The sequence below is a fragment of the Enterococcus sp. DIV1444a genome, from assembly GCF_051712125.1.
Lineage (GTDB): Bacteria > Bacillota > Bacilli > Lactobacillales > Enterococcaceae > Enterococcus > Enterococcus faecalis.
Map to the genome: position 1 here is coordinate 1,827,623 of NZ_JBIOOG010000001.1, position 16,404 is coordinate 1,844,026.

13 protein-coding genes, 1 tRNA gene and 2 other annotated features are annotated in these 16,404 nt (G+C 36.9%); of the genes, 3 read left to right on the plus strand and 11 right to left on the minus strand.

Annotated features, from left to right (window positions below; translation table 11 throughout):
* Window positions 1-9 precede the first annotated feature (9 nt).
* Window positions 10-1,080 carry a methionine ABC transporter ATP-binding protein gene (locus tag IGI87_RS08910; RefSeq protein WP_438736721.1) on the minus strand — a complete coding sequence of 357 codons (1,071 nt, stop codon included), beginning with the start codon at window positions 1,078-1,080 and terminating at the stop codon, window positions 10-12.
* An 85-nt stretch (window positions 1,081-1,165) separates the two neighbouring features.
* Window positions 1,166-1,416 (minus strand) — a binding site (T-box leader).
* A gap of 161 nt (window positions 1,417-1,577) precedes the next feature.
* Window positions 1,578-1,823: a binding site (T-box leader), on the minus strand.
* Between the two features lie 263 nt (window positions 1,824-2,086).
* On the opposite strand from IGI87_RS08910, the gene IGI87_RS08915 reads away from it, so the two are divergent.
* The 3 genes from IGI87_RS08915 (at window position 2,087) to IGI87_RS08925 (ending at window position 4,200) form a co-directional block, all read left to right on the plus strand.
* Window positions 2,087-2,159: transfer RNA gene (locus IGI87_RS08915), tRNA-Thr, on the plus strand.
* Window positions 2,160-2,316: 157 nt separating this feature from the next.
* Entirely contained in the window at window positions 2,317-3,807 is a 1,491-nt protein-coding gene (locus IGI87_RS08920; protein WP_438736723.1) for a glucosyltransferase domain-containing protein, read from the plus strand.
* Between the two features lie 213 nt (window positions 3,808-4,020).
* A complete protein-coding gene (locus tag IGI87_RS08925) occupies window positions 4,021-4,200 on the plus strand; it encodes a hypothetical protein (RefSeq protein ID WP_002383739.1) in 180 nt (59 codons plus the stop codon).
* 87 nt (window positions 4,201-4,287) lie between these two features.
* Here the strand turns inward: IGI87_RS08925 and IGI87_RS08930 are convergent, their stop codons facing one another.
* The 10 genes from IGI87_RS08930 to cdaA form a co-directional block, all read right to left on the minus strand.
* The gene (locus IGI87_RS08930; RefSeq protein ID WP_113794332.1) at window positions 4,288-5,253 is read right to left on the minus strand and encodes a hypothetical protein; all 966 of its coding nucleotides are present in this window, start codon (window positions 5,251-5,253) and stop codon (window positions 4,288-4,290) included.
* Between the two features lie 89 nt (window positions 5,254-5,342).
* Entirely contained in the window at window positions 5,343-5,633 is a 291-nt protein-coding gene (locus tag IGI87_RS08935; protein ID WP_002359936.1) for a hypothetical protein, read from the minus strand.
* Between the two features lie 48 nt (window positions 5,634-5,681).
* Window positions 5,682-6,920 (minus strand): aminoacyltransferase, encoded by a 1,239-nt coding sequence (locus IGI87_RS08940; protein WP_438736725.1) that lies wholly within the window; start codon window positions 6,918-6,920, stop codon window positions 5,682-5,684.
* Between the two features lie 381 nt (window positions 6,921-7,301).
* Window positions 7,302-9,110, minus strand: coding sequence for a glutamine--fructose-6-phosphate transaminase (isomerizing) (gene glmS / locus IGI87_RS08945; RefSeq protein ID WP_113794334.1), 1,809 nt, complete (start codon window positions 9,108-9,110; stop codon window positions 7,302-7,304).
* A 442-nt stretch (window positions 9,111-9,552) separates the two neighbouring features.
* Window positions 9,553-10,386: an energy-coupling factor transporter transmembrane component T family protein gene (locus tag IGI87_RS08950; RefSeq protein WP_002356939.1), complete on the minus strand. Its 834-nt coding sequence runs from the start codon at window positions 10,384-10,386 to the stop codon at window positions 9,553-9,555.
* Entirely contained in the window at window positions 10,383-12,089 is a 1,707-nt protein-coding gene (locus IGI87_RS08955) for an ABC transporter ATP-binding protein (RefSeq protein ID WP_438736728.1), read from the minus strand. Before IGI87_RS08955 ends, IGI87_RS08950 begins: the two co-directional genes overlap by 4 nt.
* Window positions 12,090-12,189: 100 nt before the next feature.
* Window positions 12,190-12,741, minus strand: coding sequence for an ECF-type riboflavin transporter substrate-binding protein (locus tag IGI87_RS08960; RefSeq protein ID WP_002356937.1), 552 nt, complete (start codon window positions 12,739-12,741; stop codon window positions 12,190-12,192).
* A gap of 228 nt (window positions 12,742-12,969) precedes the next feature.
* A complete protein-coding gene (gene glmM, locus IGI87_RS08965) occupies window positions 12,970-14,325 on the minus strand; it encodes a phosphoglucosamine mutase (protein WP_438736730.1) in 1,356 nt (451 codons plus the stop codon).
* Window positions 14,318-15,481, minus strand: a complete 1,164-nt coding sequence (locus tag IGI87_RS08970; RefSeq protein ID WP_317095141.1) for a CdaR family protein — start codon at window positions 15,479-15,481, stop codon at window positions 14,318-14,320. Before IGI87_RS08970 ends, glmM begins: the two co-directional genes overlap by 8 nt.
* On the minus strand, window positions 15,478-16,362 hold the full coding sequence (gene cdaA / locus IGI87_RS08975; RefSeq protein ID WP_438737419.1) for a diadenylate cyclase CdaA: 885 nt from the start codon (window positions 16,360-16,362) through the stop codon (window positions 15,478-15,480). Before cdaA ends, IGI87_RS08970 begins: the two co-directional genes overlap by 4 nt.
* Window positions 16,363-16,404 lie beyond the last annotated feature (42 nt).

The following is a 16,404-nucleotide window of genomic DNA, read 5'->3' on the forward strand; positions in this document are numbered from 1 at the left end:
ACTCCTTTTTTAAATCACCTGTAAATTCTGCTTTTGCTTCGTTTGCTGATAGGTTTTCAAAACATTGGTTCGCACGCCTTGTTTCGCTAAATAAGTAAGGGCTTGTTGACGCTGGGCCTCATCACCAGAAAGCACCACAATTAAATGGCCAATAGGAACATTTTGAACAATTTCGACATTGCCATAAAGGATATTTGTGTATACCTGATATTGGCTATACAATTGTGCAATTAATGGCTCGTTCGTTTGATCTCCCACATAAGAAAATTCAATTAATTCTTGATTTTTATCTAAATCAGCTAATTTAGGATGTTCAAGAATCGTGGTTAATGCTTGGTCAATATGGGTTGCTGTCCGAATAAAATCTTTGGTCAAAGGTTGTTGTGGTTGACTAAAAATCGAAACAATATCGTTTGATTCGACAACGCAGCCATTTTCCATCACCGCGACTTTATTACAAATTTCTTTAACCACTTGCATTTCATGGGTGATCAAGACAATCGTCAAGTTCAGTTCTTGATTTAACTTTTTTAACAAGGCTAAAATCTGTCCAGTTGTTTTTGGATCTAACGCACTCGTCGCTTCATCACAAAGTAAAATTTCAGGATCGTTTGCTAAAGCGCGGGCAATCGCAACCCGCTGTTTTTGCCCTCCTGACAGTTGACTGGGATAAGCGTCCCGTTTTTCACTTAGTCCAACTAACTCTAATAAACGGCTGATTTTTTGACGCCGTTCACTTTTACTTAGCCCAGAATATTTTAATGAAAAATCGATATTACTAAATATGGTTCGCTCTTTCATCAAATTAAAATGTTGAAAAATCATGCCAATCTTTTTTCGTTGTTGTCGTAATTCCTTTTTAGAAAAAGTTAAAATATTTTCTTTGTTAATAATAACGCTGCCCGCTGTTGGTCGTTGCAATAAATTAATTACCCGTACTAACGTACTTTTTCCAGCACCGGAATAACCAACGATTCCGTAGATATCTCCTTTATCAATTGTCAAAGAAACATCTTGGACGGCCTGAATTTCTTGTTTTTTTTGTTGAAATGTCACACTGATATTTTTTAGTTCAATCATTCTTTATCCCCCTTCATTCTTACCAACCTGCATTTTTTCATAAAAAAGAAAAAAGCATCCTCAACGACACAACTCGAGTTGTATCGTTGAGGACGCTTTTTTGCGTGTTACCACCTCATGTTCAGAATTTGCTCACACAAATTCCCTTTTCAAGTACGGAACAACATGTTCGATACCCTAGCTCGATAACGGGAGCCCCCGTCGCCGCCTTGTGTTTAACACTCGGAGCGCTTGCTCAATAGCCATTTTCCAAAACGTCTTTGTCACCTATTCTCAGCTACCTAGGCTCTCTGTTAGACAGATCAAGTCTTGTACTTACTATCTCACTGCTTTTTTATTTCTATTCATTCTAAACTGATTTTCATCTGATTTCAAAATCAAACAGACTAGAGTTTCTATCCCTTCAAGCATCGAGTAATCGCAGATAACTGCTACTCTGTCGCTTTGCGCCAATCGTAGTGTTTCACAGCAAAAAGCCCTTCACTAGCGTTTTGCTAGTAAAGGGCGAATGATTCGCGGTACCACCTTTTTTCGAAATATAACTGATTCTTTATATCTCATCTCTTATCCAAGTCTTTATTAACTTGGTGCACATGGTAACGGGTGCTTAGCCGAAATTGCTTACTTATCAGCAATTTATTCTCAGAGGCCATCTTCAACTTTTCTGAACCTTGTCCCTTTTCACCAGTCAGGACTCTCTTTTGAAGGTCATCAAAATTTACTCTTCTCTTCAACGAATGAATAGTTATCTGTGATGTTGATTTACACTTTACTAGAGAAAAAAGAGATTGTCAACAGTTTTTCTCAGAAAAAAATCATTTTTCTTTTTTTACGAAAGAGCAATTGACAAACTTTCGTCTATACGTTATTCTATTTCTTGTGCACGAGATTTGTACCATTTTTTAAAAGGATCTTTGACGATTACTCCTCGTAGTTTAGCCTTTGAAAGTGAACTCTATGGTTTTCACTTCATTGCAATCCTCGAGTTAGTTTAGCCTTTGAAAATGCCGCCTTAGCTCAGTTGGTAGAGCACCACCATGGTAAGGTGGGGGTCGCCGGTTCAAGCCCGGCAGGTGGCTTTTTTGTAAAATCCCAACTCTTTAATAAAGAGTTGGGATTTTTTTGTTTTGCCTACACTTAGTGTTCTGTCAAGATGAGAAAATAACAAAAGCAATTTCTTCATTCCACTCGTTATGGTATATTTTAATTGTTAAATAATTATTGGAGTGGAGTACAATGATGAAACAATTACCTACAGAATCAAAAAAATTTGATTTAAAGTATTGGTGTATGGAAAATAAAACCTATCTTCTATTGATCATTTTAATTTATCAAGTGGCAGTTTTATCCATCGGCATTATCAATTTCCCTTACTTAGATGATAATGCTCGCCAAGTCGCTGGAATGACAGATTTTGGTACGACTTACGCACGTTGGGGCAGTGAATTTCTCTCATGGTTTGTTCAAGGAAGTCGTCATTTGACAGATCTGGGCTTGACCACACCGATTCTAACAGGTCTTATCTTATCTTTCACAAGCATACTGGCGATTTATATCATCAATGATCAAAAAATTAGCTGGGGTTCCTCTTTAGTAGCTACTTTAATTGGCCTCAATCCTTGGTTCCTTCAATGTCTTAGTTTCAGGTTTGATAGTCCCTATATGGCATTGAGTATTTTTTGTTCATTTCTTCCTTTTTATTGGTGGCAACGTAATTCTTTCACGTTTTTCTTGGTTTCTGTCTTTTCGCTGTTTGTTATGTTTAATACTTACCAAGCCTCGTCAGGAATTTATATAGTTATCGTCTTATTCCTTACTTTCAAGCAGTTACTTGCTGGAGAAAATTTCATCGCTCTTTGTAAAAAAGTTGCACTTGCTGCTATCGCTTATCTACTTTCTATAGTCAGCTACCTTATCGAGTTAAAATTTGTACCTTCCGCAACAAACAACATTGGGGGCAGTCAGGCCTTACCAAGTTTGCACGATATTCCCAGTGTGGCTTATCAAAATAGTTACCATTATTTTTCAGAGCTATTGAATCAAAGTAACCGTTTATGGCTTTTATTACTGCTCCTACTGCTTGTTTTATTTTTTATTAGTCATCTATCCAATAGCAAAATCAACTTGGGCTTAAGTTTCCTTTATTGTATCTTGTATTTAGGATTTGCTTCTCTCTTAAGTTTTGGTATTTTTATTGTCTATTCACGAAATATCGCAGGCGATGCGCCTCGCTATATTTACGGATTTGCTGTTTTTGTTACAATCAGTATGTTAAGTTTATTTAACAATCGACAAGTGAAAGCCATTTATCTAACTTCGTTGCTTGTGGCCAGCTTATTTTCTTATTATATTTTATCGTTTGTTTTGGTGTATTCTTCCACATTAAACTATCAAAAAGAGGCATTCAACCGCCAAGCAGCTGTTTTAACAGATGATTTAAAAAATGTTGTAACAAACGAACGAAAAAAAGTTTATTTAAATACGTTTTTCAAAAATTCAACTGTTTATGCTAATACAAGTCGAAACTACCCAATTCTTTCAAAGATTGTGCCACCAAATGACGGTCTATACTTCCCTAATTACGTTTGGTTCAATACTTCATCGAATTTAGGAGTAGAGATGGCACCACTGACCGATACGGATATGTTAAAAAATCAAAAAGTAGTAAGTAATCACTTTTATGACATTTATACAAACAACAAAGAAATATTTGTGTTTATGAAATAATTTGTTCCATCCAAAAACACTTCTTTTGCAATAAACGTGACTGTATGGTTTGATTAAGATGGATTAAGTATTCTTTTCGGGTACATTTATTACTTCCTGAAACTTGTTTATTTCTCATTTTTCTTATGAACTAACAAAATTTTTGCAAAAAAACAATTCGTTTTCTATGTTATGATAGAGAAGTGAAAATCACCAGAAAGGTTGTTGCGGACTATGAGAACTCGTCAGAAAAAATTATTTTTATTTTCAATGATTTTATGGTTAGTTGAATTTTTAATTACACGGATTTCTGATTCTTTTCCAGGAGCAACGCCATTGTTCGTTGTGATTTGCTTGATTCAAGGAATTCTTTTTACTTATTTCTGTCTTGCTTTTTTCTATTATCCGCAATAATCAGTCAAGAAAAGCAATTGGAGCAGATTCAGCAAATTTCTGAAACCAAAAAAATGGCACGTCCTCGCTTTTAGGACGTGCCATTTTTTAAAGCATTATTTGTGTAAAAGCCGTTCGTATCGCCTGTTGAACATTTTGAACAGCATCGATTTGATGGCTTTTTGCTTCAGTCAATTCTTTTTCAATATATTCAGGATAATAGGTTGCCAAATAACCCAAGACCCAGATAGTTGGATCTGAAATAACCGTCTCTGCTAATGGATACAAATAGACAAGATGCAACCGAATTTCTTCTTCCAAATGCTGCAGCATAATTGGATCATCATTTTCTAAACGATTCCTAAGTTCCGTACAAATTTCGGAATAGATCGGTGTATTTAACGGGCCAGTTTTTCCTTCTAGTAAGACTGTCTGAGGCTGATTGTCATACCAAAGAAAAGTCAGTGGTTCTGAAAATTGCAACAGTGCTAATTCTTCAATAAACCATTCCCGAGCAAAATAACTAAGCGCTTGGTTCATAACTAAATCTTTTGCGACTTCCACAAATACTGGTTTAGGCAAATATAAACTGGTTTTAATATTCGCTAATTGTTGATAAACAGGCAACTGATCGCTTACTAACAGGTTCCTTTTGATTGCTTGAATTTGCTGCGTTTCTAATTGTTGATACGCTTCTTCCACTTGCATTAATTGTTGCTCTAACGTTTTTTGTTGTGCTAGCGTTATTTTTTTAGTTTGAAGTAATTGCTTTAATAAAATATACCCTTCAATAAAGCGACGACTTTGACTATAGATTTGTATATAAATTGCCGCTGTTTTTAGGTTCTCAAAATAAGACTCTTGGAACGCTTCTGCCAATGCTAGTGCTTCGTCAGCTTCACCCATTTCCAACAATAATTGGACAATTTTTTGATTTACTGGCGGTGTTTGTTGTAGCTGATAGGCTTGTTGAAAATTTTCTAAAGCAGCTAGCTGATTATGTTCTACCAGCGCTTCTTCTCCTTGTGCAATAAAACGTTCATAGTTTTTTGGAAATTCATGAATGGTAGTCATATCTAACCTCCTTTATTTCTTATTTAAAGCAGATGGGACACTTGCCTAAATGGCTAGTGTCCCGATTTTAACTATTCAAACGGACTTTTTTAGTAAAGATTGCGAATAATGATTGCCGTTTCTAGGTCGCCCTCAGCGTTCATCTTCTCCGCCTTTTCTTCTAAACTATACCCAGCAAAACTTTCGTTTGTTAAGACATCTGCTACTGTAAATTTAGCAACTTTTTCAATACTGACTGCATCTGGTGCTACTTCTTGCACGCTATCCCAGCCTGTATCAATAAAGACTTTTGTATCTTCAGTAATCGCTTCGTTTGCTTCTAACGCCTGCATAATTTCTTTTAACTGTGCATACGTCATAACCTCGACTTGATTTTCCATTTAAACGCCTCACTTTGTCCATTCCTTTTTAAGGATTAGGTTTTAATTTTAGACTTTTTCTTTAATTGTTTTTAATGCGTGGTATAAGGCATATTTCATTGGTTTGGCTTTCCATTGGAAATTACCCATTAATTCTTCGACATGACCGCCAAAGGATTGTTTGAATTTAAGAACCCCATCACTTCCATCAAAGACACCGTCAACGCCATAAAAATTATATTTGGGAATGTTATTTTCTACTGTGTAAGTTAACATTTTATGTTGAATTAAATACGGTGCATAGTATTGTTTATATTTTTCATACGTACCACTAAACAAGTAAACCACTTCTTGTGGATGAACAATGAATAAGGCGCCTGCTAAAATTTCAGGTTCATCTGATGTTTTCATTTCTTTAGCTTCGTCAATCCGTTTGCGCACGGTACGAACTTCATCTTCGAATTCACGTTTCTGGTTATTTTTTTTACGGCTTTTAGGATTGGCAATTAACGCTTCATTGACTTCGTTGAGTGTCTCTTGTAATTTGCGTAATTTCTCATGAAGATTTTCTAAATAAGTAGCAAAGTTTAGTTCCGCCACCATAAATTTCGCTCGTTCGCCAAACTCTTCATAAACCGCTTGGTAATAAGCTAAATCCTTATCTTCAAAATTACGTCGTGCACTTGTTTCTTCCGTTAATTTCTTAAAGAGAGGTAACTCTTCGTAACGAAGTTCTCGGGTTGTTACTCCATATTCCCATGTTTTCTTGATGTCATATTTAGCATCTTTTCCATAAGATTTCCAAAGATCTTCTTCTGTTAACCCAGCCATATCTTTGACAAACAGCCAACGTGGCGCGCCATCAAAATTGTGCACATCAAACCCTTGGTGTTCAAAACCAATTGATGTGAAATATTCAAATGTTTCTTGATTGACCTTTTCAACTTCACCACCATTAAAATCACGTAAACAAATTTGTTTATTTGGAGTAAAGGTTAAATAAAGGCCATCATTTTTTTTCACATATTTTTTTAAGCCTGTGAAAAAGGCTTCTACACATTTTTTATCTGTATAATCCATCAAAATTCCGCCGTCAATGTCGAAAGCATGACCAATTTTGACTTTTTTCTTGCTTAGGATACACGCAGCAATTAATTGACCTTCTCGTTTGACACCAACATATTCACAATGCCAGCCACGTCGTTCCAATAAATGTTTCATTTCGGGTGTTTCTAAAAAGTTACCTGCAGGGTGTGTCATCGCAAAGGTAGTAAATTCTTGTTCAGTTAATGTACTAAACTGATCCATATCAAACAACTCACAATCTTTTTTTGTTAAATAAATTAGCACTTTTCAGCTTAACCTACTTTTTGCTTTCTTTCAAACAAAGTTACCTCACTGGCTAATTCTTATTTTTCGGTTCTTATTAATTATATCTAATTTTGCTAAAATGCAAACAGTTTTCAACGGAAAAAAAGAATTTCTTTGGAATCTTTCATTTTTGACTGAATATCTTTCTTTTATAAAAAATATTTGAGCGTGGGACAAAAATCACTTTGGATTTTTGCTCCACGCTCAAAAACTGATAAACGGCGGGAACAGAAGCAACACTACGCATTGCTTCTGTCTCGACCTCAGATATTAAAACTTATGAAAATCCGTTGAACATCTTTACCTTAGGTTCTTAATTTACTCAACAGTTACACTTTTGGCTAAGTTCCTTGGTTTATCAACATCGTAGCCTCTTTGTAAGGTTGCATAGTACGCTAATAATTGGCCTGGAACAATGCTAACTAAGGCAGAAAGTAACGGATGAACATCTGGAATAATCAGTTGGTCTTGTGGTTTTGCCAAGGATTCCAAGGCAATCACAATATTTCTTGCCCCACGACTCTCGACTTCCTTTAAATTGCCTCTTGTATGAGCTGCGACTTTGGCATCTGTCACAATCCCAATCACAGGTGTTCCTTCTTCAATTAAGGCAATCGTTCCATGCTTCAACTCACCTGCCGCAAAGCCTTCTGCTTGAATGTAGGAAATTTCTTTCAACTTCAAGGCCGCTTCCATCGACACATAATAGTCGACTCCTCGCCCAATATAGAAGGCATTTCGAGTATACGTCAGATAATCTTCCACCAAGGCTTTCATTTGTTGTTTTTCATCAATCAAGGTTTCCATGACAGCCGCTACCACGCTCAACTCGTGAGCTACATCAAATGAGACGGCTGCTAATGTTTGGCGTTCTTCACCAATTGCTTTTGCTAAAATAGCTAAGACAGCGATTTGGGCAGTATAAGCTTTGGTGGAAGCGACAGCAATTTCTGGTCCTGCGTGTAATAACAAGGTATCGTCCGCTTCACGTGATAATGTTGAACCAGCAACATTTGTTAATGTCAGTGATGGATGCCCTAATTCATTAACCTGTACCAGTACTTGGCGACTATCCGCCGTTTCACCACTTTGACTTAAGAAAATGAAGAACGGTTTTTCAGATAAAATAGGCATATTGTAGCCAAATTCGCTTGATAAATGAACTTCCACAGGAATACTGGCAATCGTTTCAATTAAAGATTTTCCGACCCAACCTGCATTATAACTTGTTCCACAAGCAATAATGTAAATTCGGTCACATTGATTAATTTTTTCAAGTAACGCTTCATCTAAAGTCACTTTTTCGCCTTGAGTATATGCTTGAACAATTTTGCGCATCACTGCAGGTTGTTCATCAATTTCTTTGAGCATATAAAACGGATATGTTCCTTTTTCAATGTCATTTAAATCTAATTGCGCTTCAAAAGTTTCTCGATTGATTACTTGTCCTTCTGGCGTTTCGATTACTACTTTGTCCGCTGTAACAGTTACAATTTCACCATCAACAATCTCAACAAATTTATTGGTTTCTTTAATCATCGCCATCGCATCACTACAAATCACATTAAAGCCTTTACCTAGACCGATAAGTAACGGGCTTTTATTTTTCGCTACGTAGATAGTATTGGGGTCCATTTTATCCATTAATGCAAAAGCGTATGAACCTTTAATTTCGGCTAAAGCCGCTTTAAAAGCATCTTTTGTTGAAAAACCATTTTCAGCAAAATGAGCAATTAATTGAACGACGATTTCAGTATCTGTATCACCAATTAAGTGAGCACCACTTAAAAATTGTTCTTTTAATTCTTCAAAGTTTTCAATGACACCATTATGCACTAAGGCAAAGCGTTGATCGCTTGAAACATGGGGATGTGCATTGGCGACAGTTGGTTCGCCATGAGTGGCCCAACGAGTATGACCAATACCAACTGTTCCATCGATTTCTGGCGTTAATTTTGCTGCTAAATCGGCAATGCCCCCAACTGCCTTAACTACATGGGGCTGTTGGCTTTGATCATTCACACAAATCCCAGCAGAATCATAGCCTCTATATTCCAATTTTGTTAATCCTTGAATCAAACTTTCCGTGACATTTTCTTTCCCAATCATTCCGACAATTCCACACATAATGCTAATTCCTACTTTCCAATTGAAATTCTGTATTTACTAGGTCCTGTTTAACTAGTAAATCCCATTATATGTTTCTACCTGCGTGATAACCGCTTTGTTCTAACTTCGCAATTAGTTTTTCTTTGTTATCTGTAGAGTGCAGTCCCTAGAGCCACCCGCCGAATCTTCGATAAGCTCTCTCCTCGTCACCTGTACGTTCAGGTCTGGCGCTATCCAATATTGGTCTATATACCTCCCTTATAAATATATTTCGTAGAAACATAAATAATCATACAATTAAAAGGAGGTGATTGTCAACAAAAATATAAAAACATTAAATTGGTCTAGTTCTTTACAATAGTAAAAAAAGAATCTAGTACACTCATAGTAAGAGAAAGTACTAGATTCTTAATAATAAAAAAATATCCGCTCCATTTATAGAACCTTATCAATTTGTTATTTATTGGAACGGATTATAAAACCGTCCACCATTCACATGGAACAACCAGAAACTGATTCCTAATAGGCATAAGGCGAGTATCATTACCGAAAAATCACGCAGATGAAAAGGTTGTTGCGCATACCATGTTCGATTTTTCTTTTGACCAAAACGCCTTAATTCCATAGCGGTGCTGACAGTTTCAATTCGATCTAAACTAGATAGGATTAAGGGTAAAACGATTTGTGCTACGCCTTTGATTCGTTGGCCTAACCGCCCCTTTTTAGACATCTCATAGCCTCGCGCTTGTTGTGCTAAAGAAATATTAAAAAAATCTTCTTGGATATCGGGAATATAACGAATAGCCAGCGCTACTGCATAACTAATGCGATAACTCACACCAATCCGATTCAAGCTGGAGGCAAATTCACTAGGATTTGTTGTTAATAAAAAGATTAATGCCAACGGAATCGTACAGAAATATTTTAAAACTAAATTAAATTCATAAAATAATTCTTCTTGTGTCAAAGTAAACCGTCCGATTCCTTCCCAAATCACGGTACGTGATTGATATAAATCAACCCCATATTCAGGTGCAAAAAGGTAAACCGTTAAGATATTTAACAAAGAAAAAATAGCAATAAATTTAATAACAAAAGATATTTGATGCCATTTAATATTTGATAATTTTAACAAAACAAGCGAAACCACAGACATTCCTAACAGATAACGAGTATCATACGTGGTCATACAAGCCACAGAGACAACGATTAAAAAGACTAATTTGCTTGTGCCGTTTAAGCGATGAATCCAGGTTGAATCAGGATGATAGCCTAACATTTGTCGTTCACTCATCCAAAACGCACCTCACGATCGTAAGCAACAAATTTTTCTGTAAATAGCAAGGGATTTTCCAAGCCTAACGCTTTAGCAAAGGTAAATAAGCTCGTTTCTTTTAAAGAAGCTGCTTGAATTAATTTTTCATTTGTTAAAACAGCAACTGGAGTCGCATCTGCTAGTAAACGTCCATCACAAACTACTAACGCACGTGTTGTATATTCCAACATTAAGTGCATATCGTGAGTGATCATTAAAATAGTCACACCTAAGCGGTTCAATTCTTCTAAAAATGTCATCATTTCTGTATAATGTTTAAAATCTTGCCCAGCTGTTGGTTCATCTAAAATTAATAATTCAGGTTCTAAAACTAAGATCGATGCAATAGTTACCCGTTTTTTCTGCCCAAAACTCAATGCAGAAATCGGCCAGTTCCGGAAGGGATACAGCCCACAAATATGTAAAATATTCGTCACACGTTCCTCAATTTCTGCTTGTGGCACATCTCGTAAAACTAAACCTAAAGCTACTTCATCAAAAATCATTTTTTTAGAAATCATTTGATTTGGATTTTGCATCACATAACCAATTTTTTCTGCACGTTCTTTGATTGAATAATTGGAAAAATCCTGTCCTTCCCATAAAATCTTGCCCGATTGAGGCGTGATGAACCCGCAAATTATTTTAGAAAGTGTTGACTTCCCGGCACCATTTTTTCCTACAATGCTAATCATTTCTCCATGATGAATAGTTATTGAGAAGTCATCTAACACTTTTTCACCGTGACGATCATATTGATAGGACACTTGTTCCAAACGTAATAGTTCAGCTCCTTTGACTGCACTAACTGAACTAGGTTGGACAGACCACTGTGTCATTTTGGGCAAAACCGTTTCGCCTGATACTTCGGCTAATTTGTCTAAATGACTAACTTGTGTTAAATCAATCCCAGCATATTTCATGGCTGTGACGTACAAAGGTTCACGAATTCCTTGTTGGGTCAATGTATCTTGACGTAACAATTCATCTGGCGTTGTATCAGAAATAATTGCGCCCTCATTCATGACAATAATTCGATCAACTGATTCACAAAGAACGTCCTCTAAACGATGTTCTATTATTAAAACAGTCGCTTTTGTTTCTTGTTGAATGGTGTCAATCAAAGTCATTGTTTCTTGTCCCGCTCGTGGGTCAAGATTAGCCAAAGGTTCATCAAAAAGTAAAATTTTTGATTGATTAATTAGAACGCCCGCCATAGATACACGTTGTTTTTGACCACCTGACAAATCTTGTGGACGGTGTTGCAATAACTGATTCAGCTCAACAATCTCGGACCATTTCTGGACCGCTTTTTTCATTTCTGCTTGTTCAACTGCATCGTTTTCTAAAGCAAAAGCAATATCCTCAGCAACCGTTAAGCCGATAAACTGCCCATCGGTATCTTGCAAAACAGTTCCGACATCAAAAGACAGATCAAACAGACTTGTTTCTTGGATATTTTTACCAGCAACCGTAGCTGTTCCTTGAATTTCACCTTCATAAATATTGGGAATTAACCCGTTGATACATTGCGCCAATGTTGATTTACCACTACCACTAGGCCCAACGATTAAAACCTTTTCTCCTTCATAGATGGTTAATTGAATCCCCTTTAATGTTGGTTCAGATTGGCTATGATATTGAAAGGAAAAATTATTAAAAGTAATGATTGGTTTTTTCATTCGGCCTCACCTCAGTTTCTCCATAAAAGAAAGGGTCTGAGCATTAGCAAAGTAATTACTAGGGCAGACCCTTAACCATTTAAATTATTTCGACAGTTTCTTAATCTTTTGATAAACTGCCTTTCTTTGTTCTTGTTGATGCATAAGCTTTCATCAACAATGTTCCAATAATACCCACAGCGACAATATTTGAAACAGTCGCAAATACTCCTTGTGTGAACACTTTACTTGCGGGTTCACTATAAATCAAAATATCCAAACTAGGCGCGATTAAGCCCCAAACGACGATATTACCAAACGCTTGGAAAATATTGAAACGCACCATGTCATTTGTTGTAAATTCACCATGTTGAAGATCCATTTTACGACCAGCGAAGCCAAAAATAATACCAATAATTCCTGAACAAATAATCCAGCTCCACCAAGCGCTACCATACGTGGTAAAATCTTTTAACGTGTGACCAATCAAACCAATTAGCCCTCCAGCTACTGGTCCAAAAACAACTGACATTAAGGCAAGAAATGGATACGACGTTTCTAAGTTCGTATTAGGAATTCCAGTTGGAATCACAACGAATCGACCTAAAATAACAAAAACTGCAGAGCCAATTCCAATTGCTACAATTGTCTTGACAGACATTTTTTCTTTCATTTCGCTCCTCCATTCTATAACTCCATTGATTTACAGCCGCTCCCTTCTTGATTTTATCGAATAAAAAAAGAAGATACGCGGTGCATCTTACTTCTAAAATAGTACCCTTTTAACCGCTCTATGTCAATGATAGACAGAGCTTATTAGCTATTTTATTTTTTGATTTCCAACAAAGAAACCAGACACTTAACGCAAGCTAGCATTAAGTGTCTGGTTTCTAATTTGTTCTTATTCAACGCCGATTTCTGCACGTACTACTGCGGCAATTTTATCAACGTAATAATCAACTTTTTCTTGTGTTGGCGCTTCGGCCATCACACGTAACAATGGTTCTGTTCCAGAAGGACGAACTAAAATACGACCTTCGCCATTCATTTCTGCTTCTGCTTGTTCGACAACTGCTTTGATTGCCGGAACTTCCATTGCACCATTTTTATCTGTGACACGAATATTGGCTAATTTTTGTGGATAAATCGTCACTTCATCCGCTAATTCAGATAATTTTTTGCCCGTTTGCTTCATAACATTCAACAATTGAATCCCTGAAAGCATGCCATCACCTGTTGTGTTGTAATCTAAAAAGATCATGTGACCAGATTGTTCGCCACCAAAATTGTAATCATTTTTACGCATTTCTTCTACAACATAACGATCACCCACTTGCGTTACCACATCTTTTAAGCCAATTTCTTCTACAGCTTTATGAAAACCTAGATTACTCATCACTGTTGTAACAATTGTATCTTTTTTCAAACGTTTTTTCTCAGCTAAATATTTGGCACAAATATACATGATTTTATCACCATCGATAATTCGTCCTAATTCATCGACTGCAATAATTCTATCGCCGTCGCCATCGAAAGCCAAACCAGCATCGGCGCCTTTTTCAACTACCATTTCTGCCAAAGCTTCAGGATGAGTGGAACCCACACCATCATTGATATTCAATCCATTCGGACTTGTTCCCATTGTATAGAAATCTGTCTCTAAATCTGCGAAGACGCGATTGACTGCTGTTGCAGTTGCTCCGTTGGCAGCATCTAAACAAACAGTCATATCTGCTAAATCGCCAGGAATACTTTGAACTAAAAATTGCGAATATTTTAGTAAGCCTTCTGGAAATTCATCCAGTGAGCCTAAGCCTTCTGCAGAAGGTCTTGGTAAATTATCTTCTTCTGCGTCTAACAATGCTTCAATTTCGGCTTCTTGATCGTCTACTAATTTGAAGCCATCTGCACCAAAAAACTTAATCCCATTGTCTTCTGCAGGATTATGTGATGCTGAAATCATTACGCCAGCGGATGCTTTTTGTAACCGAGTTAGATATGCAACACCAGGTGTTGAAATCACCCCTAATTGGAAAACTTCAATCCCAACTGATAATAATCCAGCAATCAATGCTTGTTCTAACATCTCACCTGAAATACGTGTGTCGCGGCCAACGAGAACACGAGGTTTTCTTGAACTATCTTCATGTTGACTCAATACATAACCACCGTAACGCCCTAATTTAAAGGCTAATTCAGGTGTTAACTCCTTATTTGCAATTCCTCTTACACCATCTGTTCCAAAATATTTACCCATTTTGATTCTCCTTAGTCACTTGATTCTCAGTATTTTCAGTTGAACCAGCAGTTGTACTTTCTACTGTTGATCCCTCACTTGTTGTTTCAGAAGTATTTGATTCTACTTGACTAGATGTACTCGGTTGTACCACTTGGCTGCCTGAACCAACCGTTGTTGAACTTGCAGGTTCCCCTGAAGTTTCATTTGTATTTGACGACTGTTGTTGATTGTACACGGGGCTTAAAGAAACGTCAACCTCATCTGGCGTAACTACATATTCTCCATCGACGGGAATAGTCACTGATTGTTTTGTTTCTTTGCGAATATCAGAAATATCTACCGGTACCTCAATTGATTCTAGCGTATCTAAAATTGATTGCGGGCCACTGACCCTAACTTGGTACGTTGATAAACTATAATTGTAATGAGCGATCCCGGCAGGTGGCGTACCTGTCATACTAACATTCAATGGCACGTCTTTTGTTGGCGCTGTTAAGCCCACTGTTACTTTGACTTGTGGCGCTGGATTTTCGATGCTTAGGACTTGTCCTTTGGCATCTAACGCTTGGACATTTACCGTTTGTTTAATCGTATCAATTGTTTGTTTAGCACTTGAGACTGGCGCAATCACTTTGTCAATTGCTTTTGCTGTTTCTTCTCCAGTTGTTACTTCTACGGTTTTTGGATCCACAGAAATATTTTTTACTTTGTATCCTTCTTTTTCAATGTTATCAGAAAGTTGTGCTTCTACATCGAATTTTTTTGTTACTCTCTTTTCAATCGTTACAGTCACTGTTTTCGGTTCAATTTCAGCTGTAACAGCTGAACTTAGTCCCCGAACTGTCAATGGCACTTCCGAAGTCCCTAATGGCAATTTGGTTAAGTCTGCGACCACTTGGAAATTTCGTGTGTCAGCATTTGATTCCATGTTTAATTGAACGCGGTTCGCACTACGTAAATGAACATTCACACTCTCTTCAAATCCAGAGACATAATATTTATCTTTATCGTATTGGACTTGGACAGGAATATTATTCAGTGTTTCACTATACGTTTGGCTAGAACCCGAGTTGGAGGGATTATTGCCCGTTGCATTGGCATTAAAAAATAACAACAATGCAAACAGCAATGAAAGTAAACCATTAAACCAGCTTTTTTGGGAGGCTTTTCTCATTTGCGTTTAACCCCCTTTGTTACATCATCGATAAAATGCTGCAAGGCACTTTTTTTATCTTCCGATGATTCCGAAATTAACTCCTTACGCAAAATTGTTAAATACTCTTCTTGCGTTAGGCCAGGAATTAATTCATTGTTCAACGTCAAACTAACGTCACCAGTTTCTTCAGAAACAACAATCGTAATTGCATCACTAACTTCACTGATACCGACAGCGGCTCTATGGCGCGTTCCAAATTCTTTTGGAATTAAATTGCTTTCTGATAGCGGTAAATACGCACTAGCAACAGCAATTTTTTCATTTTTGATAATCACTGCACCATCATGTAATGGTGTATTTGGAATGAAAATATTAATCAGTAATTCACCAGTAATATCGGCATCCAAATCAATACCTGTCTCAATGTATTCATCTAAACCAATATTGCGTTCAATGGTTATCAAAGCACCAATTTTCCGTTTTGACATGTACTGAATGGCTTTGTCAAAGGCCTGAATAATACGCTCATCTTCTTGTTGCGCGCCTTTATTCGGGCGGAAAAACGAACTTCTCCCTAGATGTTCCAGCCCTCTTCGCACTTCCGGTTGAAAAATAACAACCGCGGCGATTACACCATACATGATGACTTGATTCATTAACCAAGATAATGTATGTAGACCAATTATCTCACTTAGAATGCGGATAATGATAAAAACAGCGACCCCTTTTAATAGTTGGACTGCTTTTGTTCCACGAACAAGCATGATTAATTTGTAAACGAGGTACCATACGACTAGGATATCTATGATATTGATAACAAAATCCTTAGATAAGAAATCCGTTGAGATGACTTGCTGCCAATAATTCAAATCTAATAATTGATTCAATTGAAACGACATCATACCCCTCACTTCTCTCTCAAGATTTCCTAACAAGTATAC